Annotated in this window: 24 protein-coding genes; 16 read left to right on the forward strand and 8 right to left on the reverse strand. The window is 58.3% G+C overall.

All coding sequences use genetic code 11. The annotated features are described in order from the left end of the window. Positions 1-63 precede the first annotated feature (63 nt). The 5 genes from PVA48_RS09135 (at position 64) to PVA48_RS09155 (ending at position 6,163) form a co-directional block, all read left to right on the forward strand. Positions 64-2,349, forward strand: coding sequence for an ATP-binding cassette domain-containing protein (locus tag PVA48_RS09135; RefSeq protein WP_423231629.1), 2,286 nt, complete (start codon positions 64-66; stop codon positions 2,347-2,349). Continuing rightward, on the forward strand, positions 2,349-3,533 hold the full coding sequence (locus PVA48_RS09140) for an ABC transporter permease (protein ID WP_423232513.1): 1,185 nt from the start codon (positions 2,349-2,351) through the stop codon (positions 3,531-3,533). Before PVA48_RS09135 ends, PVA48_RS09140 begins: the two co-directional genes overlap by 1 nt. A 291-nt stretch (positions 3,534-3,824) precedes the next feature. Further along, complete coding sequence (locus PVA48_RS09145; RefSeq protein ID WP_022397738.1) at positions 3,825-4,391, forward strand: hypothetical protein; 567 nt, start codon at positions 3,825-3,827, stop codon at positions 4,389-4,391. A gap of 123 nt (positions 4,392-4,514) precedes the next feature. After that, complete coding sequence (locus PVA48_RS09150; protein WP_022397739.1) at positions 4,515-5,534, forward strand: hypothetical protein; 1,020 nt, start codon at positions 4,515-4,517, stop codon at positions 5,532-5,534. After that, on the forward strand, positions 5,531-6,163 hold the full coding sequence (locus PVA48_RS09155) for an ATP-binding cassette domain-containing protein (RefSeq protein WP_022397740.1): 633 nt from the start codon (positions 5,531-5,533) through the stop codon (positions 6,161-6,163). The genes PVA48_RS09150 and PVA48_RS09155 overlap by 4 nt, the downstream gene beginning before the upstream one ends. Here PVA48_RS09155 and PVA48_RS09160 read toward each other — a convergent pair. After that, positions 6,141-6,380: a hypothetical protein gene (locus PVA48_RS09160; RefSeq protein WP_180971085.1), complete on the reverse strand. Its 240-nt coding sequence runs from the start codon at positions 6,378-6,380 to the stop codon at positions 6,141-6,143. The genes PVA48_RS09155 and PVA48_RS09160 overlap by 23 nt on opposite strands. Positions 6,381-6,752: 372 nt before the next feature. Between PVA48_RS09160 and PVA48_RS09165 the strand changes: the two genes are divergently transcribed. After that, positions 6,753-7,148: a hypothetical protein gene (locus PVA48_RS09165; RefSeq protein ID WP_423231630.1), complete on the forward strand. Its 396-nt coding sequence runs from the start codon at positions 6,753-6,755 to the stop codon at positions 7,146-7,148. Between the two features lie 250 nt (positions 7,149-7,398). Here the strand turns inward: PVA48_RS09165 and PVA48_RS09170 are convergent, their stop codons facing one another. Together PVA48_RS09170 and PVA48_RS09175 are read right to left on the reverse strand one after the other, a co-directional pair. Further along, positions 7,399-7,866 carry a hypothetical protein gene (locus tag PVA48_RS09170; protein WP_146017874.1) on the reverse strand — a complete coding sequence of 156 codons (468 nt, stop codon included), beginning with the start codon at positions 7,864-7,866 and terminating at the stop codon, positions 7,399-7,401. Positions 7,867-7,913: 47 nt separating this feature from the next. Continuing rightward, complete coding sequence (locus PVA48_RS09175; RefSeq protein WP_215709451.1) at positions 7,914-8,339, reverse strand: hypothetical protein; 426 nt, start codon at positions 8,337-8,339, stop codon at positions 7,914-7,916. A gap of 382 nt (positions 8,340-8,721) precedes the next feature. Here PVA48_RS09175 and PVA48_RS09180 point away from each other — a divergent pair, with 382 nt between their 5' ends. Then, the gene (locus PVA48_RS09180; protein WP_146017875.1) at positions 8,722-9,897 is read left to right on the forward strand and encodes a hypothetical protein; all 1,176 of its coding nucleotides are present in this window, start codon (positions 8,722-8,724) and stop codon (positions 9,895-9,897) included. Positions 9,898-9,976: 79 nt separating this feature from the next. Next, the gene (locus PVA48_RS09185) at positions 9,977-10,933 is read left to right on the forward strand and encodes a hypothetical protein (RefSeq protein WP_022397745.1); all 957 of its coding nucleotides are present in this window, start codon (positions 9,977-9,979) and stop codon (positions 10,931-10,933) included. Positions 10,934-11,008: 75 nt separating this feature from the next. Here the strand turns inward: PVA48_RS09185 and PVA48_RS09190 are convergent, their stop codons facing one another. Continuing rightward, positions 11,009-11,839, reverse strand: coding sequence for a hypothetical protein (locus tag PVA48_RS09190; protein WP_022397746.1), 831 nt, complete (start codon positions 11,837-11,839; stop codon positions 11,009-11,011). A 12-nt stretch (positions 11,840-11,851) separates the two neighbouring features. Next, positions 11,852-12,676: a 1,4-dihydroxy-2-naphthoyl-CoA synthase gene (menB, locus tag PVA48_RS09195; protein WP_022397747.1), complete on the reverse strand. Its 825-nt coding sequence runs from the start codon at positions 12,674-12,676 to the stop codon at positions 11,852-11,854. A 281-nt stretch (positions 12,677-12,957) separates the two neighbouring features. Here menB and PVA48_RS09200 point away from each other — a divergent pair, with 281 nt between their 5' ends. The 8 genes from PVA48_RS09200 to PVA48_RS09235 all read left to right on the forward strand — a co-directional run bounded on the left by PVA48_RS09200 (position 12,958) and on the right by PVA48_RS09235 (position 22,010). Further along, positions 12,958-13,572 carry a hypothetical protein gene (locus tag PVA48_RS09200; RefSeq protein WP_423231631.1) on the forward strand — a complete coding sequence of 205 codons (615 nt, stop codon included), beginning with the start codon at positions 12,958-12,960 and terminating at the stop codon, positions 13,570-13,572. After that, positions 13,530-14,012 (forward strand): AAA family ATPase, encoded by a 483-nt coding sequence (locus PVA48_RS09205; RefSeq protein WP_423231632.1) that lies wholly within the window; start codon positions 13,530-13,532, stop codon positions 14,010-14,012. Before PVA48_RS09200 ends, PVA48_RS09205 begins: the two co-directional genes overlap by 43 nt. Positions 14,013-14,021: 9 nt before the next feature. Continuing rightward, positions 14,022-14,819 carry a hypothetical protein gene (locus PVA48_RS09210; protein WP_102721885.1) on the forward strand — a complete coding sequence of 266 codons (798 nt, stop codon included), beginning with the start codon at positions 14,022-14,024 and terminating at the stop codon, positions 14,817-14,819. A 166-nt stretch (positions 14,820-14,985) separates the two neighbouring features. Continuing rightward, entirely contained in the window at positions 14,986-17,430 is a 2,445-nt protein-coding gene (ftsH, locus tag PVA48_RS09215) for an ATP-dependent zinc metalloprotease FtsH (protein ID WP_251827863.1), read from the forward strand. 21 nt (positions 17,431-17,451) lie between these two features. Next, positions 17,452-17,802, forward strand: a complete 351-nt coding sequence (gene rsfS, locus PVA48_RS09220) for a ribosome silencing factor (protein ID WP_022397751.1) — start codon at positions 17,452-17,454, stop codon at positions 17,800-17,802. A gap of 326 nt (positions 17,803-18,128) precedes the next feature. Then, positions 18,129-20,630, forward strand: a complete 2,502-nt coding sequence (gene mutS, locus PVA48_RS09225; protein WP_249853131.1) for a DNA mismatch repair protein MutS — start codon at positions 18,129-18,131, stop codon at positions 20,628-20,630. 123 nt (positions 20,631-20,753) lie between these two features. Then, positions 20,754-21,224 carry an exonuclease domain-containing protein gene (locus PVA48_RS09230; RefSeq protein ID WP_423232514.1) on the forward strand — a complete coding sequence of 157 codons (471 nt, stop codon included), beginning with the start codon at positions 20,754-20,756 and terminating at the stop codon, positions 21,222-21,224. A 54-nt stretch (positions 21,225-21,278) separates the two neighbouring features. Continuing rightward, the gene (locus tag PVA48_RS09235) at positions 21,279-22,010 is read left to right on the forward strand and encodes a GDSL-type esterase/lipase family protein (protein WP_180975195.1); all 732 of its coding nucleotides are present in this window, start codon (positions 21,279-21,281) and stop codon (positions 22,008-22,010) included. 76 nt (positions 22,011-22,086) lie between these two features. Here the strand turns inward: PVA48_RS09235 and PVA48_RS09240 are convergent, their stop codons facing one another. Genes PVA48_RS09240 through PVA48_RS09250 form a run of 3 tightly spaced genes read right to left on the reverse strand, consistent with a single transcriptional unit; the run spans position 22,087 to position 24,313 of the window. After that, complete coding sequence (locus tag PVA48_RS09240) at positions 22,087-22,425, reverse strand: thioredoxin family protein (RefSeq protein WP_423231633.1); 339 nt, start codon at positions 22,423-22,425, stop codon at positions 22,087-22,089. Further along, a complete protein-coding gene (locus PVA48_RS09245; RefSeq protein ID WP_423231634.1) occupies positions 22,383-23,303 on the reverse strand; it encodes a hypothetical protein in 921 nt (306 codons plus the stop codon). The genes PVA48_RS09240 and PVA48_RS09245 overlap by 43 nt, the downstream gene beginning before the upstream one ends. Beyond that, positions 23,285-24,313 carry a protein-disulfide reductase DsbD domain-containing protein gene (locus PVA48_RS09250; RefSeq protein WP_423231635.1) on the reverse strand — a complete coding sequence of 343 codons (1,029 nt, stop codon included), beginning with the start codon at positions 24,311-24,313 and terminating at the stop codon, positions 23,285-23,287. The genes PVA48_RS09245 and PVA48_RS09250 overlap by 19 nt, the downstream gene beginning before the upstream one ends. Between the last annotated feature and the right edge of the window lie 72 nt (positions 24,314-24,385).

Here is a 24,385-nt window from a genome sequence, read left to right on the forward strand (position 1 = left end):
CGGTTGCGCTTGAGGTAGGCCGGGAATCCCTGTACTACTGGTTCCGGCAACGCGTTCCCTGGCATGATCCGATGGTTTTTTGACATACCCTCCAAGCTGATTCACTGGAGGCTGAATCTGGTCAGGACGCTGGGCGCCTACGTGCCGTGGCTGCGCCGGGACGACGGTTCCATGAAAGTGCATGCCGGCACGCTGGTGGACCTGTTTGCTACCATTCTGAGCGGGCGCCGCCACTTGAGCGCGCGCGACGCGGATGCCGCGCTGGACATTCTGCGCTACACCTTCCCGGAAGTGGAGCACCGCTGGCTTTCCAACCGTTTCGAGCGTTCCATGCGGGCCAATCTGACGGTGGCGGATGTGCTGGCTTCCGCCGCCTCCGGCAGGGACGAGACGGAGCGTATGGCGATTGCGCTGGAAGTGCTTTCCCTGCTCATCAACACGGGAGACCCCCGCATGACCGGGGAGCTGTTTGACCAGGTGACGTACGGCCTGGAACTGCCGGGTACGGCAAACCACTTGAGGCAGCTTCTGATGACGCCGGACGTGGAGGCCCAGGAGCCGGCGTACAGCGTCGGTTTTTCCTCCGGCATTGGTGCGGAGGTATCCCTGCCGGAACAGGACAAGGGCATTTCCTTCCGCCTGATCCGGTGTTCGCGCCTGGTGCTGGTGGTGAATGACGGCTCCAGGCCTATTGTGGTGCGCGGCCGCCACCTGCCGCCCGGCGGGGTAATGCCGCTGACCAACGGGCAGGTGGTGCTGCTGCCGTCAGGTCCGCTAAGCTTTGAAGACTTCGCGTTCTTCCTGGATTGCAAGCGTTCCGGCAAGCAGGAAGTATGCTATATTTCCCTGGACAACGGCGCCCTGCAAATCAGCCGGGTGCGTTCACGGGCCAGCGAGGTGCGCGTGAACATGGGGTTGGCGTGCAGGGTGGAGGTTCTGAGGCCGGAAGTGGAATTCGTGGTGGACGGGCGGCGCCTGTACCCCGGTGAGAACGTGCGCATGGCCTACTATTCCTCCTTCACGCTGGACGGGGAGGGGCCTTTTTCCATGGGGGAGGTGCAGAACTCCATGTCGGACATCGGACGCCGCTTCCGCCTGGACCCCGGGACCCGCAAGCTGCGCGTAACCAACCTGCCGGAAAAGGCGCGCAAGGGGGACATGCTGCTGACGCCGGGTCTGGCCGCCGGAGTGGTGCTGGAGGTTTCCTTTTCCAGCGCCACCAATTCCGGCTGGCTGGAAGTGGTGGAGGCTTCCATGCCCCTGCTGCTCAATGGCAGGCCCGTGCGGGGAAGGGTTTCCTTGCGCGACGGGGACGTGGTGCACCTGAACGCCTATCACGCCTTGCGCTGCCGTTTTTCCGCCGGGGTGCTGGATGAAGAATACCACGCCATCAGAACCCTCAGCGTGGAGGGCGTGACCAAGGAATTCATGCGTTCCGGCCGTGTGCTGGACAACATTGACCTGACCGTGAAGCGCGGAGAGATGGTCTGCATCCTGGGCCCCAGCGGATCCGGAAAAAGCACGCTGCTCTCCATGCTGGCCGGGCAGCTTCCGCCCACGCGCGGCTGCATCCGTTACAACAACCAGCTTCTGTACAGCGCTCCGGACCTGATCCGGCCCTACATCGCCTTCATTCCGCGGGAGGACATTCTGGATGCGGCCATGAGCGTTTCCGAGCACATCGCCCAGGCCACCATCATCCGCCGTCCGCGCCTGACCCGGTCGGAGCGCGTCAGGCGGGTGAACGCCATTCTGAAATTCCTGGGGCTGACGCACATCGCCTCCCGTCGCGTGGGAGAGATGAATGCGCGCACCATTTCCGACGGAGAGCGCACGCGCCTGAACCTGGGGCTTGACCTGGCGGGCATTGCGGACGTCTTCCTGCTGGACGAGCCCATCAGCGGCCTTTCCACCTCCGACGCCAAGCTGGTCATGCAGACCATGCTGAACATGAGCCGTGACAAGATGGTGATCGCCACCATGCACCGGCCCAGCACGGCCATCCTGAACCAGTTCCAGAAGGTGCTGGTGCTGGACCACGGCGGCCAGATGGCCTACTGGGGGGACGTGCCGGGCATGATGCGCTATTTCCGGAAGGCGGCCGTGGATATGGCCATTGACGTTTCCGAGGAGGCGCGGACGGCCGGCGGCGCGGACTACGTGTTTGAAGTGCTGGAGGCCCCCCTTTCCTGGCATGACCGCCGCAGGCGGCAGCACCCCCGGCTGTGGCAGGAGCGCTTTGAAGGCTACCGATTCCGCAACGTAATGGGGCACCACCATGAAGGAGGGGCGCCCAGAACGTTGTATGAAGGCACGCTGGAATTCCCGCCTGCCCCCGGCGCAGCGTGATGCAGCTCTGGCGGCTTTTCCGCATCTGGGCCGTGCGCACCTTCCTGGGCCGCGTGCGGAGCCGCATGGGGCTGTACACCATGCTGCTGGAAGGGCCGGTGCTGGCCCTGCTGATTTCCCTGACCCTGCGCGCCTCTTCCAGCCCGGAATACACGTTTGCCACCGCCCTTCACATACCTTCCTATTTGTTCCTGGCGACCATCGTGGCCATGTTCTTCGGCCTGACCGGGGCGGCCAGCGAAGTGCTCAAGGACCGCGCCCTGCTCAAGCGGGAGAGCAACGCCAAGGTGTTCGTGACCGGTTACGTGCTCGCCAAGGCGCTGGTGCTGACGGGGCTTTCCGCCGTGCAGTCCGCCCTCTTCCTGTGGGTGGGGAACGCCATCCTGGAAATCCATGAAATGTTCCTGATCTACCTGGGGACGATGACCCTGACGGCCTTCATCGGCGTAAGCCTGTCCCTGCTGGTCTCCGTCTTTGCCAAAACGGAGCGCGCGGCTCTCAATATGGTGCCCCTGCTGCTGATTCCCCAGATACTGATGGCCGGGGCCATTGTCCACTTTGATGAAATGAACCAGTTCATCCCGTGGTCCGCCCACCGCACGGATGAACACGGGCGCCTCAAGCCGGGCCGCGTGCCGCTGGTGGCGGAATTCTGCCCCCTGCGCTACTCCTTTGAAACGATGGTGGTGGACCAGGCCTCCAAAAACGTATGGGAAAGGGAGCGTGAAACCATTCAGGAGAAAGTGGACGAGCTCAAGGAGCAGCCCCAATTGGACAACAGAGAATTTGAGGAATTCAAGCTGCTCAAGATGGCGCTCCTGCACATAGCCGCCATCGGGGCGGACGATCCGGAACAGGCCAAGGCCGCGGTCCGGCGGGTACGTAGGGCGGCGGTCAACGGCTATGAGAAAAACTACAGGCAGGTGATTGCGGAACTGGAACAGCAGGGGAAGGGCAAGCCCTCCGTTAAATCCTTTTACGTCAATGACCGCATTGTAATGCTGGATGAATCCGCGGAAATCCAGCGCGTCAGCCGTGATACGCTGGACCGCCCGGAAATTTTCCTGGCGCGCCGCCAGCCCCTGCCGTGGGGCAACACGGGAAGGCTCCGGACGATCCCGGCTACAGCGCGGACGAAGGAACGGTGCCTACCCCCTGGAAGGACTCCCTGCTGCTGTTCCTGATGGGGGCGGCCCCCCTCTTCATCACGGGGCGCGTGCTCAAGCGGCGTTTGGAAAAGGTCAGGTAGGTTGATCATAAGATGATGCTGCTTATGCATGAACGCTGCTGGAAGATGCGGAGAGGGGGTTCCGTATTTCGCGTGTTTTGATGTGCTGGGGAAGATAAACCAGGCCGTCCGTTCTTTTCCCCGGGGGCTTTGAGTCCGCGGAACAGCATGAAGATGCAGATCAATGCAGTTATTTTGTTGACGTTCTCCCAAGAATCACTATCTTGAAAAAAACTCATTTTCCATTATGTTTGCCCGTGTATTTAACAAGTATTCTCTCTCCTTTTTGTCTCTGGCGGCAGTGTCTGCCGGGCTCCTGTCCTGCGGAGGCAGCGGCGATAGTGGAGAAGGAACCTGTCTTCCCTCAGGCAGCAGGCTGAATATGGTAGTGCCGATTACGGATCAGGTGAACCCGGATAACGCCTCCTCTCTCATCATCCAGCTGGATGGCAATGATACCGACCTTCCTCTGGCGAAGATTCAGGGAGCCGCTGCCGGTACTTCTATTCCCGCCACGACTCACATGGTGTACAGAAGGACGACTGCGGAAAAAGCTTCTCTGGTGGGCAACTTCGTGATTGCTCAGGGCCAGGTCACTTTGCCTGGTCCGATTGTGGTGATTTTCTACGGCTCCGTTCAGGTGAACATGGACATCACATTCAATACCTCTTCAAAGTATGAAACGGCCGAGGGTACGTGTACGGGCAACGTTTCGTTCGTGAGCGGCATTCAGGACGGAGAAGGAGCTATTGTTGCCGGGAACCCCTGGGCGGGAACGGATGGCACGGTGTTCTATTATCCTACCGGTAATTGAGTGGCCCATGAGTCACAGTTTTTATATTCAAAGTGCGGTCGTTCGTGAAGGATGGCCGCGCTTTTTTTTGCAGGAAATATGTTGAAAAATTGGGGAAAATTATGCCTGGTGACATTTTCATGCATGCTGGCGTCTTTTTTGCCGCATGGCTTCGGAACGGAGACTGTTCCGAACGTTCAAGAAGAAGTTCCGGAAACAGCCAGGGACTGCTACATCAATGTATTCAGGGCCAAGGTCGTCCCTGAGAGGATACGTTCTTTTAGCATGCCGGCGGACGGCATCGTCAGCAACTGGATTCCGGCGGACGGCCGCGTTCGGCGGGATACCATCATTGCTACGGTCAATGAGGATGAAATTGAGATGGAGCGGAGGGAGCTGGAGGTCAAGATTTTAAAAGACCGTATCGCCAAGGAGGAGGAACTGTCCGAATTGGAGAAACAATTGGAAGAAATGAAATTTTATTCTTCCCTGTCCAGGGAGGAAAGGCAGTATGCCAGCAAACAGCCGGAAGGCGGCCAACGGGCGGAAAAATCCTTGAAGGACAAGATTGAACTGACCAAAAAGGAATTAGCCATGGTGGGGGACAAGGCCAGATTGGACTTCAGCAAGAAAGAGGAAAAATACATCCTTAAAATGCCCTTTGACGGCAAGCTGCAGTACCAGTTTTCCTTCCCGCGGGACAACAGCGTATCCCTGTATCTGGATGCGGCGGCAGCCATTGCTACCGTTTGTGATGATTCCGCCTATTATATTACCATTTCCATAGCGGATCCTGATTTGACCAGGCTGCCGCCGGAATCATTATATCTGGCTGTTCCCATGAGTGACGGTTCCATGCTGCGGGGGAACTTTGCTTTCAAGCGTGTAGAGAAAAACACTTCCAGCGGGGGGGATTTACTGGCTTATTTTTTCCGCCTGTCTCCAAAGGATCATGACCGGGCTCACGCCATGCTGGGTTCCAATTGCACGGCCAGGCTCTATTATTCTCCTTCCGGAGAGGTGATTCGTCTCAATAAGGTTTTGCTGGCCTCCAGTCCGGAAGGAAGGAAATGTTCCTCCTGGCAGGAACTGCTTGAAAAAACGCATCCGGATATGGAGCTGATTGTAAATGGAGAAACGGAATTGATTGTACGGAAAAAATGAAATTGGCATGTGAATCCGTTTATTTCAGCTACTCGGGAAAGCAATGGATTTTTGAAAACTACAGTAGGCTTTTTTCATCTGGAATCACTATTTTAAAAGGGTATTCCGGATGCGGAAAAACCACGCTGCTGAAACTTTTGGCCGGTTATCTGAAACCCCAGCGCGGAAAGGTTCTTGCTCCCGGCCGGCGTTCTCTCACTGATGCTCTTTATCGCAGGAAGGAAGTAAGTTACATGTTTCAGGGGATCAATCTGCTGCCTCTGGCTACGGTGGAGAGGAATCTTCAATTGTGTGCGGAGATGGCCATGCTGCCTAAAAAACAGTGGACACAAAGAGTGGACGACCTCGTGGAGCGTTTGGGATTGGAATCCCTGCGTCACAAGAAGGCGGGCAGCCTGTCCGGCGGACAGGCCCAGCGTGCGGCTCTGGCCCGTACGCTGATGAAGGATTCAGATATTCTGCTGCTGGACGAACCTACTTCCGGTCTGGATGACAGCAATACGGAGATCATCAAGAAATTGATCAGGGAATACCCGTCCGATAAGATATGCATTTTAAGCACGCATGATTCCCGGCTCTTTGACCTGACTCATGAAATCATTGATTTTAATCAGCCTGTATCTCTTTAAGGATACTCTGCACCGGTGGAGGGAAAGGCCCGCCAGCCCGCTTTCCCGGGTATTGGTAGCGTTTTTCCTCTCCCTGTGCGCCCTTTCGTTTCTTGCGAATTATGTTCTCTCTGCAAAGATGCTGCATGATGAGATCAAAAGAAACGGGGCTGATCTGATTGTAGTCCTTGATACCGTGCGCGACGGTGAACCTTCCAAAAGGAATTTGCTTCAGCATGAATTGCCTTCCTTGTATGGCTGCGACGTCCTGGCGTTAAAAGATGCTCCCGCGGGATTCGCCCGTGTGGGAAAGGCGGTTTTCCCCATTCTGGAATACAATATGGAGTCCTGCTTTTATCTTGCTGATTTGGGGCTGGAGGAAGTGCCTGTCGTCCTTTTGTTTCACCCGGACAGGAGTTCCCTGCATCCGGGACCGTGCAGAGTTGTCATCGGGGATTTTGACTTTTCATTGAATGCATCCCCGTTGCCGGAGAACCACCTTTTAGGGAAATTATATCCTTCAGGAGTGGTGCTGGCTCCGGAAGGAGCTTTCAATACCGGGCAGGAGGCCCCTATAAGCAATGACCGGTATGTAATCAGGGTTCATGAGATGACGGCGGACAATATCCAGAATATTGAGGAAACGCTTAATAATATGGTGCGCTATGACGGGAGCATGACGATGGTTCAGACTCATGTGAGCATGTTGAAGAGGTTGGAAGTGCTGATGAGCAACCAGATGGAATGCCGGACCGGTTTTTCTATCGGTATTGCGGTTATTGTAGGCATTCTTCTGATTGCCCTGGCGTCTATGGAATTCCGGCAGAACGAGTATGTCTATACATTGATGAAAAGTTTTGGGGTGCGTCCGGCTCTGCTGGTGCTGACATTTATTGTGGAGAACATATTCCTGATAGGAATTTCTTATGCCGGAGCTGTATGGGCCTTCATGAAGACTCAAAAGATTGTCCTGGGAGAATTTTCAAGCTGGGCGATGCGGTGTTGACGTATGCGGACATACGGCAGGATTTGTGGCTTTTGGGAGTTTCACTTTTGATCTGTGTGTTGCTTTCTTCCGTGCCGGTTGCCTTCTCTGCCTATCGCCCTATTGGGAAAGTGTTGAAGTAAGCAGTGCTCATGCCCCATGCCGGGGGGTAAATAATTGTTCCTCCTTCGTTTGGAAATGCGGTTTTTTGATACAAAAAGGCCTGCGGAGGAAGTCCGCAGGCCTTTAAAAGTCAGAGAATGAATTCTGGTTATTTATTGAATTTCGTCAGAGTACCGGGCCGGTCGGTAACGGCAGGATCGGCAAAATAGGGATCAGACAGGGCGCATGTAGCGGTTCCTGTGCCTTTGGTTACATTTTTAACGTCGGTCATGATCAAGTAGCAGGGGAAGGCCTCTTCACCGGCTCTGTTGGTGTACCAGTAAAAAGCTATTTCAGCGGCGGTGTCATCAGCGGGAACATAGCCTCTGACGTGCATGGACGCGACACTGGGCTCCGCGCTCTCTCCGGAATAGATGTTGGCGTTGTGTGTGGAAACAACGTCAAAGGCAACCGTATATACCTGGTTGTTTTCCAGGGAGATTTCTACATTGCGGGCTGTTCCGACAGGAATATAGATTTCTTCCGTTTTACTGGAGCCCCCGCAACCTGTGAGCACGGACGTGCACAAAAAGGAGGGGAGGAGCAGAGATGCCATGATGCAAAAACGAGTATTCATATAGATGGAGGATATTGAAATTATATGAGTAAGACGGAAAGGGATGATTAGTTGCTGTAAGTAATGGTAACGTCTGCACTGACGCCATTGAGAGTTTGCATTTCTTGTCCTGCGGGCTGGCGTGAAAGCGTTCCTCCTTCGCCGCCTACGGATGCATGGGTGGATTGGTCAAATTCCAGAGCAGGGAGGTCCATGGAATATGCCGTAGTATTGTTTTTCCCTGCAATCCAGCGCAGGTTCAGAGTAGCTGCATTATTGCCCGTCTTGTGGTAAATCACGGTTGGAGAGCCATTCCATTCTTCAATATTCTGTCCACGGGTTTGAAGACTGGACTGTCCGTTGGTGGCGGTGATCAGTTCAAAAATATTCGGGAAATCCGATGCCGTTATTCCCAGCCTGATAGATAATACGGTACCGTTGAGGGTATCGGGGGCATTGCCGCCGCTACTGCTGCTTCCGCCGCATTGCGTCAAAAAGAGAAGTCCAAGGGAACAGCAGGCCAGGGAGATTTTCTGGGAAAGAGGGAGCATAACAAATAACTGTAGATAATGTTTATTGAAGGAGATTGTAGTATTTCCTATGATTTGTCAAGGAAGGAAATTTGGAAAATGGAACCCCTTTCAGAAAGGGGATGGAAGAGGATTTCGGCTTGCCATTGCTGATCTTCCCCCTTCCTCCTTTTCCCGGTTCTGCTGTGTTGGTACTTGACTTTTCAGAGGCAGAAGTTATGAAACGGGCACCAGTATGCTCCTTTTCTCCTCGGTTTGCAGCTTTTTCTGGAGTCCATTCAGGGTGGCTCGGTGGAGGACTCTGTTGGGTTTCTGTATTTGCGCCGTTGCATGTACTTCCTGTTCCGTGGATAAGCACATGGAAAGAAAAACGGTGGAGCTGATGGATAAAATGGCTGCCATCCCCAACTGGGACGAACTGCCCCGGAGGGAAATCTCATGGGATACGGCAATGGCCGTCATGATGGAGGGAAATTTGGATTTGAAGCGCTCGGAACAGGCTCTCAGGGCTACGGAACGTTCTGTTATCAGCGTGTATACCCAGGTCATTCCGGGCGTGAACCTGGATTGGATGCTGACAAAAGAGCTGAGCGAGCTGACCCGTGTAACAGCGCAGGATGTAGAGTATAATACCAATATTCTGTTTAATATGCCGTCCCTGACGCAGATACCTTTTGATTATTATTCGGCCAAATCCGCCGTTTATACGGCCCGGAAAACCTTGGAGATGAAAAAAAGGGAGCTGGTGTCCAGGTTGTACCGGCAGGTACTTTCCTATCAGAATGCATGTGTCAGCCATAAGAACCGGCTGGATGCCGTGCCCTATGACGATGATGGAGTTCAGAAGAAATTGATCCAGGATGACTGGGAGAAGAGAGTGAGTGAAATTTCCCAGGGATTTGCTGTCCTCATGGGGAATATGGATGCCCAGTGGCTCGTCAGGCCTGAAACGATGCCCAGGGTGGACTGGAGGAAATACAAGAGTGCTTCCCGCCATTTGGATTTGCTGGTGGTGACCATGGTAGCCATGGAATTGGAAGCTTCCAGGTTGCAGGTTTTAAATGCCAAGATGAAGTTTTTCCCGTCCGTGGATATTAATTTTTACAGCCCTACCTTGTTTTCCAGTACGGGCGGCACTTACCAGGGGTTCTTTGCAGGCGCCGGAGACATGCAGGTGAATATGAGCCTGCGTGAAGAATTGGACACCCGGCTGACCTCCTGGTTCCAATACAAGACGGCCAAGGAAAATCATGATCTGATGCAGAAAAAGGTTGTGATGGATTTGCAGCAGAGGCGCATCAAGGTGGCCGCGCTGATGGAGAGCAGGAAAAGATTTGAAATCTGGAAGAAAGTCATTTTGAAGGAAATTGAGTTTAAAAAGTCCAGGATGGCTTTATCAGGCAAGGAATATCTGGCGCAAAGGAAGGATATTAAAACCATGCATGAGAATCTGGATGCGGAAGCCGCCAAGAATGCGGAAGTGGAAGCGGCGCTCATCATGGAGTACGGCTGGCTGAAATAAGGGGAAGGCGGAGCGGCCCTGTGTGACTGCGGTGCCTTCCTTTCTTGATGCCTTCAAAGGCTTGTGTTACGGTCCGGACATGCAAAAAGTTCGGCAGCCCGTAGGCATGGCGTTGATGATTCTGGCTTTTCCGGCCGCCATTTACGGGGCGTTCCCGTGGGGAATCGCCCTGGGGGCCTTTTTGTTCCTGCTGGGGGTGGCCGTGGCGGTCAGCCGTTTTTCCGCCATTGTCTGGTCATGGTGCCTGTTTTCCCTGGGGATTTATCTGGCCGCGCCTTTTATTTGGATGTGGAATCCGGACTATTTTTTCAGCCGCCCGTTTGACGTTCTGTTCGTGAGCGGCTGTTTGGTGGGCAGTCTGGTTCTGCTGACGATCCGGTTTGCGGTAGTTCCCGTGCTGTGGCCTAAAATCTTCCGCCATTTTGTAGAGGGAAGCCCCACGCTGGAGGACCTGGCTCCGGAGAAGGGAAGGACGGTGGCGGAACTGCGGAACGGCATTAAACGCAGGCAGGTGAATTTCCTGTTCGGGCATGCGGATGAGGAACTGGTGGAAAAATGGGGGAAAATAGCCCAGGGCATCGCGGCGCTTTCCAGGAGCCGTAAACGGTTGACGGCTTGGGTAGTAGGTATTCTTCTGGTCTGGCCCGCAGCCGTGTTTTTCCTTTCCGGAGGCATGGGCGGCGCGCTGGACCGTGACATTGACCGCATGTGGGAAACCCGTCCGTTTCGCAACAGCATGGTGGTTTCCACCCCTGCGGCCATGAATGCGGCGCGGCGCGTTTTCAAGGATGCCCGCGCCCTGCGGGGAATGACGATGGAACAGGCGCGCACGTGGCTGAAAACGGACCGCAGGAATGCCGCCTTCAAGCTCGGCAAGCCCCGTTACGATTTTGAAAAGGATGAAACCGTGCTGGTGCTTTCGGACGGGCGGGATTCCATTCGCCTGGTGGCGGTCTTCAATGACGCCGGGCAGATTACCCATTCCTGGCCGGAAGAATACATGACCCTGATGGTCAGGGATTTGGAGAAAAACTAAATGCCGGAGACAAAGGTTTGAATAGGACCTTTGAGCTTTGGTGTTTGGCCCTTGCGGAACCCCTGCGGATTTCCGCTACAGCGTGCGTTTTTGCGGAGGCGTCAGGTTCAGCCTGCCTTCACTGATGTGGATGCCCATGCCGCTTTCCTCAATCATGTGGATGAGCGGCAGATAGGCCTGGAGCAGGTTTTCAAATGCGGGAAGGAGAAAGATCATGTAGCCCTGGGGGACGGAAAGGCTGCCGATGGTGCCACCCACGTGGATACCCCCCGGCAGAGTCTCGTCATTGTAGAATTCAAAGCGGGTCTGCACCGCCATGTAGTTGTGCGGGTCCATGGACTGGAAGGGCGTCAGGAACAGGGAAATCGTCTGGCGGGAGTCGATGCCCGTATAGCGTTCAATGATGATTTCCATGCAGCCTTCCCCGATGGCGCCGTCCGGCTGTTCCTTGCCGCCGTGCAGCCGGATGCCTACCGCCGGATTGGTGGCGAAGATGGCCAGGGCTCCGTGCTGCTGCGGATGGACGGAGGAGGCCAGGTAGCGGTTGATGTCTTCTTCCGAAAAGGAAACGGAGGCGTCCCTGTTAATGGCCTGTTTCAGGATTTTGGGGATGTCCGGAGCGTTTTCCTTTTGGCGGAAGCCGGGCAGGTCAGCCGTGTTCTGCGGGCTCCAGGAGGAATAAATCAGCCAGGAAATAGCCGCCAGAATGGCTATGGTGAACAGGAAGATAAGATTGCCGATCAGGGAGAAGGGCGTTTTTTCACGGACGGGTTTCTCCTGGCCGGCCTGTTCCTCCGGATCGTAGAAATGTTCCACGATGTTTTCATGTTCCGGCAGGTCGTGCAGGGATTCCCTGCCGGCGGAGCCGTTCCGGGTGGCGCCTTCGTTGTCGGAGTTGGGGGACATGGTGCGGAGGGGTTACGGGAGTCTGGGGAATTTGGAGAAGTCGGGTGCGCGTTTTTCGACGAAGGCGTTTTTGCCTTCCTTCGCTTCCTCGCTCATGTAGTAGAGCAGGGTGGCGTTTCCGGCCAGGTCCAGCAGGCCCATCTGTCCGTCGCAGTCAGCGTTCAGGGAGGCTTTCAGGCAGCGGAGGGCCAGGGGGCTGTGCCGGAGCATCTGGCGGCACCAGGAGAGCGTTTCCTCTTCCAGCTTTTCCAGAGGCACCACGGTATTGACCAGTCCCATGTCCAGCGCTTCCCGCGCGTCGTACTGCCTGCACAGGTACCAGATTTCCCGAGCCTTTTTCTGGCCCACGATGCGCGCCAGGTAGGAGGAGCCGAGACCGCCGTCAAAGGAGCCGACCTTGGGGCCCGTCTGGCCGAATTTGGCGTTGTCCGCGGCGATGGTGAGGTCGCAGACGACATGGAGGACGTGCCCACCGCCGATGGCGTAGCCGGCCACCATGGCGACGACGGGCTTGGGCATGGTGCGGATGGTGCGCTGCACATCCAGAATATTCAGGCGCGGCACGCCGTCTTCACCGATGTAGCCGGCATTTCCGCGCACTTTCTGGTCGCCGCCGGAGCAGAAGGCGTCAGGGCCTTCCCCGGTCAGGATGACCACGCCCACCTTGGGGTCTTCATGCGCGGCGTTGAGGGCGTTGAGCATTTCATGCACGGTCTGGGGACGGAACGCGTTGCGGACTTGGGGGCGGTTGATCGTGATTTTCGCGATGCTGCCGTCGTCCGTTGTTTCATACTTGATATCCGTATATTCCCTGGCGGTGGTCCATTGTGCGCTCATGCGGACTACTTTAATAAGGCGTCCGTCAATGGGAAGCTTAAAATGCGCCGCCTTCCGGGTGTATGCGGACTTGGGCGGGGGGAAAGGCGGCGGAGGGCGGGAGCAGGCGTTTTTTCTGCGTTTTCCGGGAGACAGGCTCTGGAAAAGCGTGGACGGAGCCGGGCGGCAATCTTTTTCCTTCATCCCGGTTTTCCGCTGCTTTTCCGGAAGGCTTCCCGGTGACGGAAGCTGGCGGCATTTGTAATTTACGGCATGCGCTTCTGTGCTACATTGGGAACGGTATGATACATGACCTACTGGTGCGCGGCGTGACGGTGTTTCCCGGGAGCGAACATTTTGAGTTTGTCCCCGGAATCAATGTGGTGGTGGGCGGCAATGATTCCGGCAAGAGCCATCTGCTGAAATTGTGCTATACCGTAGCCAAGTGGAGCGCGGACGGGGGCAGGAAGTCCCTGCCGGAGAAATGGGCGGAGGAACAGCGGCTCCGGAAGGACCTGATGCGGGTCTTCGCGTCCCGCGGACTGGCCGGGCTGACGGCACGGAACCGCGGGAACGCCCATGCCCATGTGGAGGCCTCCATGGAGGGGGACGGGGTGCCGGAAGGCATGGGGAACCTGGTGTTTGATTTTCAGGCGGGGCATGAGGAGGAGGGGCTGAGCATTCAGGAGATGCCCAAACGCTTCCTGAACGTGCCGGTGGTGTTCCTGGCGGCGCGGGAGGTTCTGACCATTTACCCGAGCTTTGTACAGGTGGGGAGCAGGTTCCCCGAGTTCCTGGACGGGGGAGCTGGGACCTCTGCCGTTACCTGGACGTGGATGCGGCAGCGGAACCTATCAGCACGGACGCCGGGCGCGTGGTCGCCAGGCTGGAGAAGATCATCGGCGGGGAGGTGGTGAAGCGCGACGGACGGTTCTTTTTGCAGCGTCCCGGACAGCAGCCGATCGAGATGAGCCTGGTGGCGGAGGGCTTCAAAAGGCTGGGCACGCTGAGCTACCTGATCCGGAACGGTTCCGTGAAAAGAGGGTCCGTGCTGTTCTGGGATGAGCCGGAAATGAACCTGAACGCCTCCCATCTGCCCGTGCTGGTGAAAACCCTGACGGGGCTTGCCAAGACGGGGGTGCAGGTGATTCTGTCCTCCCACAGCCTGTTCCTGCTGCGGGAGCTGATGATTCAGCTTTCCGAACCCCGCAATGCCATGGTGCAGAGGAAGTTTTTCGGGATGAGCGTGCCGCGGGGAGACCGCTCCGGGGTAAAGGTGACCTGGGGGAATCCCTGGAGGATGTGGGGCCTATCGAATCTCTTGAAGCGGAAATCGAGCAGGCGGACAGGTATTTGAAGCTGAGCTATGAGTCATAAGCCGTCAGAAGCTCATTACGTGGAGGGAGTCCACCGTTTCTGGATCGATGAAGGCTACGTCGTGTGCCGCATTGAATGCTCGGACTATTATGCCCGGCAGGCGCAGAATTTCTGCGGGGGGTGCAAGGAGATGGACTTCCTGCTGTATCATCCGGAACGCCGGGATTTATGGCTGGTGGAGGTGAAGGACTACCGTTTTGACGCCCGTCCCAAGGTGGGGGAACTGGTCTGCGCCCTGAGCCGCAAGGTCCGGGATACGATGTTTCTTCTCCGGGCCGCTTCCGTGGCCGCCCCGCATGAAGAGCCGGCGGAGGGCATTTCCCTGAGGGATTTTTCCATTCTGGCCTCGGAGGCGGAAACGCTTCACCTGGCTTTTCTGCTGGAAATGGGCATGGGCGGCGTCTGGACGGACGGCGGCCTGCTGGCAAACGTCAAGAACCTGCTGGTGGGCTCCATGCGGTTTCTGGATGCGGAGCTGATCTGCGCGCCCATCACGTATCCCCACCGCATCGGCCCGTGGCGCGTGACCTCCGCCCACGGGGAGGTGAGCAAGCGGGTGGAAATCCGGCGCGCCAGGAAACTGGCGGAAATTCAGGAACAGCGGCGGCGGGAACGGCTGGAGGCGCAGGAGGAGAGCGCCTGGCAGGAAAAGAGCCGGAAGGGGAGCGGCTTTCATCCGGCGGAAACGGCGGAAAAGATGCCCCAGTGGAAGCGCCGCCTCCAGCAGCGCATGAACGGGGAAAGCGCGAATCACGAGGGACGACGCAGAAAAAGGAAACGGGACTGAATCCCGCGCTGTCTATTGCCTCATTGCCGGAAGGCGCTTCCGGGCCCGGAACGGTCCGGTTCCATCCTGCGCCGGCTGTATGGCATGTCTCGGAAAAAAGTTTTATTTTACAAGGACTCGCGTATCATGCCGCCCGATTCATTAACTTCTGTGTGCTAACCACATTATGTCTGACAGAATGCCACCCAGTCCTCCTCGTCCTCCCAAATTTCCCGGCTCCGGAAAGCCCGAATCCCCCAACTGGGGCGTGTGGGTCATGGTTCTTCTCATTGCAGGCGTCCTCGCGTTCGGATTTTTCACCCCGGAATCCTTTGGACTGGGGCCCCGCAAGGAAAACCTGGAATCCTTTGAAGCCCAGTACAAGGCAGGCCGCGTGGTGCTGAACGATCCGAAGGCCCCCGTGGAAGTGGTGCTGAGCGAGAACGGCTCTGAAGGCGTCATCCATGCGCTGGTTTATAAAAAGGACATCCAGCCGAAGGTGGAAATGAAACCCTTCGTGCTGTCCTATTCCATGTCCCTGCCGGACCGGGACAAGCCTCTGCTGAACGAGCTTTCCGGCTACAGGATGGTGGAAAGCCCGTACCGGACGGAGGCGGGGAAAAATGTTTCCATTATTCCTGAAGAAGCGCAGAAGCTTTCCGTGCCCGAGTTCAACCGCCTGGCTCTGGAAGGCCGCATCGCGGGCGGAAATGAGGGCCTTGTCCTGGCGGAAGACGGGAACCAGAACGTGCTGGTCGGCCAGATTGTCACCCGCATCTGGCCTGCTGCCACGGGGGACGCCTCCGTGGACAAGCAGCGTTTTGAACGCGTGGAAGTGCCTTTTACCCTGGAATTCCAGGGAGACCGGGTCAAACAGTTGCTGGGGCCGGATACGAAGTTCAAGCGCGAGTCCGGCTCCTGGGGCGGCATTCTGCTGAACCTGCTGCCTATCGTGCTCATTCTGGTAATCCTGTTCTTCATGTTCCGCGCGCAGAGCGGCGGGGCCAGGGGCGCCATGAGCTTCGGCAAGAGCCGGGCGCGCCTCATCGCCCCGGACAAGAACAAGGTGACGTTCAAGGACGTGGCCGGCATCAGCGAGGCGAAGGAGGAGGTATGGGAACTGGTGGAATTCCTGCGCAATCCGGAAAAGTTCCGTGACCTGGGCGCCACCATTCCCCGCGGCGTGCTGATGGTGGGCTCTCCCGGTACGGGCAAGACCCTGCTGGCACGCGCCATCGCCGGGGAATCCAATGCATCTTTTTATTCCATCAGCGGTTCGGACTTTGTGGAAATGTTCGTGGGCGTGGGCGCGAGCCGCGTGCGCGACATGTTTGAGCAAGCCAAGAGAACGGCCCCCAGCCTGATTTTCATTGATGAAATTGACGCCGTGGGCCGTCAGCGCGGCTACGGCATGGGGGGCGGCAATGACGAACGGGAGCAGACGCTGAACGCCCTGCTGGTGGAGATGGACGGTTTTGAAAACAACTCCAATGTGATCGTAATTGCGGCGACCAACCGTGCGGACATCCTGGACCCGGCGCTGCTCCGTCCGGGCCGTTTTGACCGGCAGGTGGTGGTGAACCTTCCGGACGTCCGGGGGCGCGAACAAATCCTCCAGGTGCACGCCAGAAAGGTGAAAATGGCTCCCGGAGTCGGTTTTGCGCGCATTGCCCGCGGCACGGCCGGCTTCTCCGGAGCCCAGTTGGCCAACCTGATCAATGAAGCCGCCCTGCTGGCCGCCCGTAAGGGATTGAAGGAGATTACGGAAGCGGAACTGGAAGAAGCCCGCGACAAGGTCAGTTGGGGCCGCGAACGCCGCAGCCTGGCGATTAATGAACGCGGGCGCCGCATTACCGCCGTGCATGAGGCGGGACACGCCATCTGCCTGTTGAAGACCCCGCACAGCGAACCTTTGCACCGGGTGACCATCGTTCCCCGTGGGGGAGCCCTGGGCATGACCATGTGGCTTCCTTCGGACGACAAGATGCACCAGCTCCGGTCCGAGATGCTTGACCAGCTCGTCGTGGCGATGGGCGGCCGCTGCGCTGAACAAATCGTCTTTGGCGACGTGACCAGCGGAGCTACCGGAGACATCAAGAGCGCCACCAGCCTGGCCCGCCGCATGGTGTGCGAGTTCGGCATGAGCGAGAAACTGGGGCTGATTGAATACGGCGAACACCAGGGGGAAGTGTACATTGCCCGCGACCTGGGGACGCGATCCCGCAATTATTCCGAATCCACGGCGGAACTGATTGACTCGGAAGTCCGCTTCCTGGTGGACAGCGCGTATGAACGCGCCATGACCATCCTGACGGAGAACCGGGACAAGCTGGACATGCTGACGGAAGCCCTGATGGAATTTGAAACGCTGGAAGGCTCCCAGGTCATGGACATTCTGGAATACGGGGAAATGAAGAATCCTCCCGCCAAGGTGACCCCGCCTCCCATGCCTTCGGAGGTGGAAGAGCAGCCCGGGAAGGGTGATTCCGGTTCTTCCGTGAAGAAGGATGCCGAAGAAGACCGCACGGAGGACGCGGAGGAACGGAAGAAGGAGAGCGGCCAGACGGAGCAGGACCCCTTTTCCTACAATCCCGTGGAGGAGTACGGCAAGGACGGCGAAGAGAAGAAATAATCCAATAGAAACGAATCAATTATGGTAGCCAACGATGCGATGGAACTGGCCAGGATGTGCGCCCGCGCCGCGGATGACGCCAAGGCTGAAAATGTGCGGGTGTACGACCTGCGCGGCATGTCTTCCCTGACGGATTTCATGGTGGTGTGCACGGGCTTGTCCGTCCCCCACCTGCGCGCCGTCATCCGGGAGCTGGAAGAATCCGTCCGGGAAAAGACGGGCGCCCTCCCCACCTATGTGGAAGACACGCCCGTGGCGCTGTGGTCCGTGGTGGACTACATTGACGTGATGGTTCACATCATGGGGCAGGAAACGCGCGAATTCTACGGTATGGACACCCTGTGGAAGGATGCCCCCTTGGTGGAGTACTAACCCCCGGTGATCTGAATTTTCCGCCGTGCCTCTGTCTGACAGCGGCACGGCTTTTTTATCTTTCCGGAGGGGAGGGACGGCTTGTTGGCCGTCCGTCGGAGCAAAGGAATCGGTGACAGGATGTTTGCGCTCCTCCGCATGATGGGGGCCTGATCCGGCCCGGAAGAAAAAGGGGCAATGATTGTTGCGTCAGCGCATTTTCTTTACCAGGGATTTGGGGGCGCTCTCCCCGGTTTTTCCTTGGAAAAGCGGCATGGCGGCCCGGTTCTAACAAGATTCCAATCTTGCCTTGCAGCCGCAATCAGATTACTCTTTCACCGTTATTTATGAGTAATTCCGGACCTACCTCCACCCCGATGATGGATCAGTACCTTCGCATGAAGAAGGGCTTGCCGGAGGACGTCCTGCTGTTTTTCCGGCTGGGGGATTTTTATGAGATGTTCTTTGAGGACGCCAAGGAGGCTTCCTCTATTCTGGGCCTGACGCTGACCAAGCGCCACGGCATTCCGATGTGCGGGGTGCCTCACCACAGCGCGGAAGGGTATATTGGCCGCCTGGTGAAGGGAGGGAAGCGCGTGGCGATTGCGGAGCAGACCACCATTCCGCAGCCGGGCAAGCTGGTGGAGCGGGAGCTGACCCGCGTGATTTCCGCCGGAACCCTGGCGGATATGAATCTGCTGGATTCCTCCCGCCACAATTACATCGTGGCTCTTTATAAGGATAAAAAGCATTTCGGCCTGGCATGCGTGGACCACACCACGGGGGAATTTTCCGTGGCCCAGTTTGAGCACATGGACCTGCTTCTGGACGAGCTGTCCCGCATCAATCCTTCCGAACTTCTGATCAGCGACGAGCAGACGGACTGCTTCCCCGGCGCCTATCCCACGCTTTATTACGACGGGTATACGTTCCTGCCTTCCACGGCCATTCCCAATCTGCTGAGCCACTTCCGGGTGCATTCCCTGGACGGTTTCGGCTGCGGGGAGATGACCGCCGCTTTGGGGGCGTCTGGCGCGGTGCTTCATTACCTGGGCTACCAGCTCCGCCGCCCCACGGACCATTTGCGCCGTATTTCCGTGCGCGCCACGGAGAGCGCCGTGCTGATTGACCAGGCCAGCCAGAGGAACCTGGACCTGGTGGATTCCCGCGGCGGCGTGAAGCTTTCCCTGCTGGGAACCCTGGACAGGACGAGCACCCCGATGGGCGCGCGCAAGCTCCGGGACTGGCTGCTCCACCCCCTGTGCGACCTGGAAAAGCTCCAGGCGCGGCAGGAGATGATCTCCGTTCTTTTGCAGGAACCCTACCTGATGAGCAAGCTGCGGGAGAGCCTGAAAAACGTCCGGGACATGGAACGGCTGACGGGCCGCATTTCCCAGGGCGCAGGGAACGCCCGTGACCTCCAGGCGCTGGCTTCCTCCCTGGGGCGCATTCCCGCGCTCAGGGATGATTTGGAATCCCTGCCCGGAAGCGGGGAAATGCTGGAAAGCATCCGCTCCCGCATGGGCTGCTTTGACGAGCTGGTGGACCTGCTCCAGCGCGCCCTGGTGGATGAGCCGCCCGTGACGATCAAGGAGGGCGGCATCATCCGGGAAGGGTACCACGCCGGGCTGGATGAGTTGCGCCTGGCTTCCCGCGACGGGAAGGAGTGGCTGGCCCAGCTCCAGGAGAAGGAGCGCAGGCGGACGGGCATTGATTCCCTGAAAATCCGCTTCAACAACGTTTTCGGCTACTACATTGAAGTAACCAAGAGCCATTACGACAAGGTGCCTCCCGACTACCAGCGCAAGCAGACGCTGGTGAATGCGGAACGCTTCGTCACCCCGGAGCTCAAGCAGATGGAGAATACCATCCTGGGGGCGGACGAACGTTCCCGCCAGGTGGAGTATGAACAGTTCCTGCTGCTGCGGGAGGAAGTGGGGCGCCACATTGACGGCATCCAGATTACGGCGGACGCCATGGCGGACCTGGACGTGCTGCTGGGGCTGGCGGAGGGCGCGCAGCAGTACCAGTACTGCCGCCCCGTGCTGGACAATTCCATGACCCTGCGCATTGTCAACGGCCGCCATCCCGTTATCGAGCAGAATGTTTCCGGCGACGTGTTCGTGCCCAATGACGCCTTTCTGGAACCGGAGGAAAACCGCCTCATCCTGCTGACCGGGCCCAACATGGCGGGCAAGAGCACCTATATCCGCCAGGTGGCCCTGATTACGCTGATGGCCCAGATCGGGGCTTACGTTCCGGCGGAGTCCGCCCACATCGGCCTGGTGGACCGCATTTTCTGCCGCGTGGGGGCCAGCGACGACCTGGCGCGCGGGCAGTCCACCTTCATGGTGGAGATGAGTGAGACGTCTTTGATCCTGAACAACGCCACGGAGCGTTCCCTGATTATTCTGGATGAAATCGGGCGCGGGACCGCCACCTTTGACGGCCTTTCCATCGCGTGGGCCGTGGCGGAATACCTGCATGACGAGTTGAAGTCCCGCACCCTGTTCGCCACACATTACCATGAACTGACGGACCTGGCCCGTTCCAGGGCCGGCGTGCAGAATTACAATGTGGCCGTGCGGGAATGGAAGGAGGAGATTGTGTTCCTGCGCAAGATCGTGCAGGGGGCGGCGGACAAGTCCTACGGCATCCAGGTGGCCCGCCTGGCGGGCATGCCTGCCGCCATCGTGGACCGCGCCAAGGCCATCCTGTCCCATCTGGAAATGAATTCCACGCGGCCCCGGAAAAAGGACCGCGCCCGTCTGGCGGAACCCAGGGCCAAGAATACGGACATGGACGACGATATGCCCACCGGAGAGTACGCCCAGCTGGAGTTGTTCTGATATGACTCTGCCCGCAGACATGATCGGCGGCCTGCGCTTCGCCGCCATTGATTTTGAATCCGCCGGGGCGGCCCGGGGGAGACGGACCAGCCCGTTCAGATAGGCATTGCCGCCTGTCCTTCCCTGGAAGGGGAGCCGGAGCTGTGGACGTCCTATATTTCTACGGACAAACCCGTTTTATGGTCGGCCTCCCAGGTGCACGGCATTACTACGGAGATGCTGGCGGATGCGCCTTCCTTTCCCTCCCTGTGGCCGGCTATCCGTTCCCGCCTGGGGGACGCCGTGGTGGTGGGACATAACCCCGCCACGGAACGGAAGTTCCTGCGCCGCTTTCCGGGGCACGGCTTCGGGCCGTGGCTGGATACGCTGGCGCTCGGGAAGATGTGCGTGCCGGGCCTGCCGGATTATTCCCTGTCCACTTTGTGTGATTCCCTGGGGCTAACCCCCTCCGTGGATGCTCTGCTTCCCGGCCGCCGGTGGCATGACGCCCTGTATGATGCGCTGGGAAGCCTGCTCGTCGTCCGGTTCCTGGTGCGGGAGCTGAAGCTGTCCTCCCAGCCCCTGGAGGTGCTTGGCAGGGCGTTGGGAAAGTGATTTTCCTTTTCCCCCGGAAAGATTGGCCTGCCGTCCATGCGTATTACAGGGAAGATGAAAGCTTCCGTTTTTCTTGCCGCTTTTCTGCTCCTGTCCCTTTCTTCCGTTTTTGCGGAGAAGCCCCCGGCAGGGATTGTCCTGGATCCCCCGGACGTTCCCAGGATGAACACGCAGCACTGGGTTCCCGCCCGTTACAAGGTAGTCCGGGAGCAGTTGCTGGGGAAGGAGTGCGGCATCCTGTTCGTGGGGGATTCCATCACGCAGGGCTGGGAGCAGGAAGGCGCGGAATGGTGGAAGAAGGTGTTCCTGCCGATGAAGGCGGTCAACTTCGGCGTCAGCGGAGACAGGACGGAGAGCATCCTGTGGCGCATGGAGGATACGGAGCTGGCAGTCAAAACGCCGCCGCGTTACTGCGTTCTGCTGGCCGGGACGAATAACATCGGACGGTGGGAAGGGAAGCAGCCCGCGGAAGAAACGGTAAAGGGCATCCGGGAAGTGGCCGTGCGCCTGCTGAAGAGGTTCCCGGAAACCCGTCTGATCCTGATGGAGGTGACGCCCTACGGTCCCGATCCTTCCGCACCCCTCCGCAAGCGGCAGGAGGAGATCAATGAACGCCTGCGCGGTTTGAAACTGCCCCGGACCACCATTCTCTCCATTAACGGACGCCTGTTGAATGCGGACGGAACGTTCCGGGAAGGAATGTTCAGAGACAAGGTGCACCTGACCGCGAAAGGCTACCAGGCCTGGGCGGAGGCGCTGATGCCCCTGCTGAACCGGGAAGGCTGAGTTTTCCCGGTTTCTTGTCCGCCTTGCCGTTGCTTTTGTGGTCCGGACTGGTTTCCGTCTGCGGAAAAGGCCGCTTTCAGCGGTCCATTTCCGTTTCCAGGAATTCCAGCAGGTAGGAGGGGGACAGGAGTTCCCGGGTGACGATTGGCTTTTTGCCGGGCAGGTACAGGGCGTTCACGGGAACCGCCGTGCGTCCCAGGTTTTTGAGTTCCTGGTCAATGGCGGGGTTCGTGCGGGTTTTGTCCGCCTTCATCATGACAATGCCGTATTTCCTGAAGGCGGCCAGCACTTCATCCGTGTAGGACGCCTTGTTGACCTGGCAGGTGGAGCACCACCGGGCCGTGAAGTCCACGTAAACGGGCTTTCCCTCCTTCAGGGCGGCCTGCATGGCTTCCGGGCTCCAGGGGGTCCACACGCTTCCTTCCGCCTGGCGGGCGGGAGCCGTAGCTGCGGAGGAATCCGCTGTTCCGGAATCCGCTCCGCGGCCGAACCAGGCGGCTCCTTCCGGGGGAGCATGTAGTACAGGCCGGCCAGCAGGAAAATCACGAAGAAAACGCCCCCCGTGATGCGGGATTTCCGGCTGCGGTACATGGGGCACCATCTGCCGTACACCCAGAAGGCCATGGAGAACAGCACCAGGCCGAAGAACAGGAACAGGATGTCCTGCGGATGGTTGTCCGCGTCAAAGAACGCAATGTAAATCCACAGGAAGTAGGCGGCGGTGCCGAACATCAGGAAGGACATGGACTGCTTGAAGGATTCCATCCACGCTCCCGGTTTGGGAAGGTATTTGGTCAGAACGGGGAAGGCTCCCAGAATGATGTAGGGCAGGGACATCCCGAGGCCCATCATGGTCAGGCAGAGCACGATGCCCAGCGGAGGCTGGAGCATGGCCGCGCCGATGGCCTGCCCCAGGAACGGCGCGCTGCACGGAGTGGAAATGACCGTAGCCAGGGCGCCGGACCAGAAGGAGCCGGCATAGCCCTTCTGGTGCTGGAGGTCGTTGCCCATGGTGGTGGCCTTGACGCCTATTTCAAAAACACCGAACATGCTCAGCCCCATGGCGAGCATCAGGCCCAGCAGGCAGAAGTTCACCCAGGGGTTTTCAAACCAGAAGGCCCAGTTCACAACGCCTTCCGCGCCGTGGCCCAGCCAGAATTCACTGCTGAAAATGCCGGGTCCCGCAGGGGCGCCCCAGTCGAACATGTTCGCTTTCAGCGCAATCAGGATGGCCGTAATGATCCAGAAGGAGATCAGGATGCCCAGCACGAAGGTCAGGGAGTGGGCCAGCACTTTTTTCCGTTCCCCCCTCCCAGCTGGACGAAGCTCATGATCTTGAGGCCGATTACCGGGAAGACGCACGGCATGACGTTCAGGATGATGCCGCCGATGAACATGAAGAACATGATTTCCCCCAGTCCCATCAGCGGCGGCGCGGGAACGGGTCCGGAAGACGCGGGGGAGGCTTCCGCGGCTGTTGCCGCCGCCTGCGCTCCCTCGGAAAAGGGGCGGTTGTCCGCCGTGATGCTGACGCCTTCCTTCCCTGCGCGCAGGATGCCGGAAAGGCTGGCCAGCGGTTTTCCTTTGTCCGCTTCCGGCAGGTTGTTGGGGTAAAGGCCGTCCGTGGTGTCATTGTACTGCATGGCCAGCTCGTAGTTGGAGCCATTCAGTTTTTTGAAGGTCTGGGGAGTGGTGGGGTTGATTTCCCCCTGGTCGCAGAAGAAATAAACGGAATCTTCCGGAACCGGTTGCCCGTTCGTCCTGAGGTGCAGGGTGACGGTTTTTCCTTCCTGGGAAATCCGGGCCTTCAGTCCCTGCGCCCATGCGGGGGTGGAAAGTCCCGCCATGCCGCCGGACAGTTCGGCCGCGTCGGGGGCGGCCTGTCCGTCTCCGCGTTTCAGCGTCACGCTGAAGTCTTTGGTCTCCGGTGCGGCGCATTGTTCCGCGCACATTTGCCACGTCATGGTGGTGGTGAAGGTCGTTTCCGCGGGGGCGTCCTTCTCAGGAGTCACGCGGAAGGCCATTTTCGCCTTCCCGCTGTAACCGTAAAAATCCACGAGTCCTTTCCCCAATTCCGGAATTTGCCAGAAGGGGCCTTCCACCCGGAAGCCGGGAACGGCTTTGAACGCGGCTTCCATGGGCAGCCCTACCGTTCCCGGATTCTTGTAGTAGACGTGCCAGTGGTCCGGCAGAGTCAGCTCCGTCACGATGACGAAGGGAGTTTCTCCGTAGGACGTGACTGTAGCCTTGGAGGTTCCGGATGCCTGGGGCGTTCCAAAATCTCCCGCGCCGCCGAAGTTCATGGCTCCGAAGTCCTGTGCCGCCCCCGTACCTGCTCCCCGGCAAAAATACCCAGGGAAACGGCGGCGGCTTTC

This window comes from Akkermansia sp. JRP_AM1, from assembly GCF_049262625.1.
Classification (GTDB): Bacteria; Verrucomicrobiota; Verrucomicrobiia; order Verrucomicrobiales; family Akkermansiaceae; genus Akkermansia; species Akkermansia massiliensis.